The organism is Bdellovibrionales bacterium, from assembly GCA_019750295.1.
Taxonomy (GTDB): Bacteria; Bdellovibrionota; Bdellovibrionia; order Bdellovibrionales; family JAGQZY01; genus JAIEOS01.
In genome coordinates this window covers 1-2662 of record JAIEOS010000109.1, presented here as the reverse complement: position 1 = coordinate 2662, position 2662 = coordinate 1, and the positions used below count along the sequence as shown (strand labels likewise).

At 42.8% G+C, this 2662-nt stretch carries 2 protein-coding genes; both read right to left on the bottom strand.

Annotation, left to right across the window (positions count from 1 at the left end):
- On the bottom strand, window positions 1–1056 hold a 1056-nt coding region (locus K2Q26_13855; GenBank protein ID MBY0316603.1), incomplete at its 3' end, for a sigma-54 dependent transcriptional regulator.
- Between the two features lie 10 nt (window positions 1057–1066).
- The coding region (locus tag K2Q26_13850; GenBank protein ID MBY0316602.1) for a CHASE2 domain-containing protein at window positions 1067–2662 on the bottom strand (1596 nt) is incomplete at its 5' end.

Below are 2662 nucleotides of genomic sequence, written 5' to 3'. Positions count from 1 at the left end.
CAAAACTTCATCCGTCACGGTTGGAACCGGCTTTTGATACGTTTCGCGGAATTTCTGTATAAAATAATGAGTGAGGTTTTCGATGTCTTCGACGCGTTCTCGAAGTGGAGGAAGGAAGATCGGCATTACGTTGAGACGATAAAAAAGATCTTCGCGGAATCGACCGTCAATGATCAGCTTCTCTAGATTTTGATTTGTTGCCGCGATAATGCGAGTCGAGGTTTCCAACTCGCGATGGGAGCCTACAGGATTAAACTTCTTCTCCTGGAGAACTCGGAGGAGTTTGACCTGAATTTCCGGCTTAAGTTCCCCGATTTCGTCCAGGAATAACGTACCATCATTGGCGAGTTGAAATTTTCCGATCTTTCTTTCGTCGGCTCCTGTAAAAGCGCCTTTTTCATGGCCAAAGAGTTCGCTTTCGATCAATCCTTCGGGGAGAGCTCCGCAGTTGATGGCCACGAAAGGTGAAAACTTTCGATGAGAGTTATAATGGATGGCACGAGCCACAAGTTCCTTGCCTGTTCCGTTCTCGCCGCGAATGAGTACGGTGGTTTCTACTTTGGAGACTTTATAAACCAAGTTAAAGACTTCGCGCATTTTTTGAGACTCTCCGACAAACTCGGTATTAATATCGTCATCAAAGATGGGAAGAGAGGCGACCAGATCGGTGACAAGGTCTTTTGCTTCTTGAGATTTTTTGTAGATCTCTAAAAGCTTGGCGCGATTAATTGGTTTTTCTAAATAGTCGTAGGCGCCCTCTTTGATCGCCTCGATTGCGTCACGCACATTGGAATGAGCTGTTATGATCACCACAAAAGTTCGAGGATCGAGTTCTTTAATTTTCTGCAGAGCTTGAAGTCCATCCATTTCTGGCATTTTGACGTCCATCAAAATGAGATCATAAAAATTTGTTTCGACGAGCTTAATCGCCTCTAGTCCTGTCGCGGCCTGATCACAAGTCAGCGGTGAAGGAATCTCTTGTTCTAGAATAGAAATAATCGAGGCGCGTAAATCGGCTTCGTCATCAACAATTAATATGCGGGTGGGCTTTTGCATTTTTGCTCCGTTAGCTGATCGGTAACTTAAAAGTTACTGTCGTTCCTACGTTTTCTTCACTATCCATAAATACAGCCCCATTGTGGGCTTCGACAAAATACTTTACCAGATACAAACCCAAGCCAGTGCCCTCGGTCTTGTTGTTTACCCGGGAGAATTTCTCCCACACGCGGGCTTGGTCATCGACCTTAATGCCTTCTCCGTGGTCTTGGATCCGTACAACCACGAAATCGTTTTCTTCGAGAGAATAAATATCGATCGAGGTGTTTGCCGGTGAATATTTTAACGCATTTTCGATAATATTCAAAATAATTTGTTGAACTAAATCCTTATCGCAGCTGATGGAGAAGAGAGTGTCGAGATGGGAATTCAGTGTAATTTTTTTCTCTTCGGCGATGGGAGCTAGAATGGCAACGGCTTGTCGGATCAGCAAATTGATATCGCAGGGCTCTTTTTTTAGATTAAAACGATTAGATTCGATCTGTGAAATTTTAAGAATGTTTTTAACATACTGGTTGAGCTCGTGGCTGTATTTACGAACTTTATTAAATCCATCAGAGAGTTTATTTTGATCCTGGATTGAGTTCTCTAGAATATCCATTTGAGCGAGAATCTTTGCGATGGGAGTCTTTAGGTCGTGACTAAAAAGGCTGAGAAAGTTTTTCTTTAGTTCGTCCATCTCATCTTGATAAACTTTTTGTTTTTCTAATTGCCATGCGAGCTGCTCTTTTTTGGTCAATTTATAATTAATAAAAACCAGGTAGGTCAAAAGTGTTTGAATAATAAAAACAAGGAGTGGGAGCCAGAGATAAAAGTGATCAAAAAGGAGAAAGCAGGAGGACGAAGTTAAAAGAATGCATATAAATACACTTAAAATCGCCAGATTGGATGGAAAATAAAAAACCAACAACGCAATGAATGTGGTTAGAAAAAATGTGATCGCTGCGGAAACGGCGAAATTCGCGGGAGCAATAAATCGATGGAGAAGGATATTGTCGATCGTCGTTGCCAGTATTTCTGCCGGTGTAAGGTCTCCCACGGGCGTTTGAAGGGGCTCGTTCTCTTCATCTTGGAGATTGATGATAATGATTTTATCTTTCACCAAGGAAGGAAGAATCTTCTGAGATTTAATTTCGTAGAAGTAAATTGACGGAAAAGTAGCATTACCGCCGCGAAAGTTGATCAATGCTGTTGGAGGGTGCTCCTTCTCTTCTTTTTTGAGGCCTAGAGCTTCGATCACGGGCTCGGCCACTTCGACCGATCGTAAAATGCCGTCCTTATCGGGTTTAAATCCTTTGCGTGGGACCAGCAGTACGTCTTTGTGAAGGCTAAAAAGCTTTGCGTCTTTCTTATTCACGGGAGCAACGATGGCCTTAACCTCAAAATCGTGTAGAATTTTAATTGCCTCATCGACAGCCTCGCTTTCGCTCGGAAGATGGACCACTAAAAGATCGCGACTCACTTTTTGAGCCCCGCGGAATGCGAAGTGCAAATCGTAATTTTTGATGTTTAAAAATGACAGAAGGGTAGTTCCTACAAGCCAGCACAAAAGAATACGGTGCACCAATCCTGATTGCCGACTGTAAAATGCGGCAATTTTGCCAAA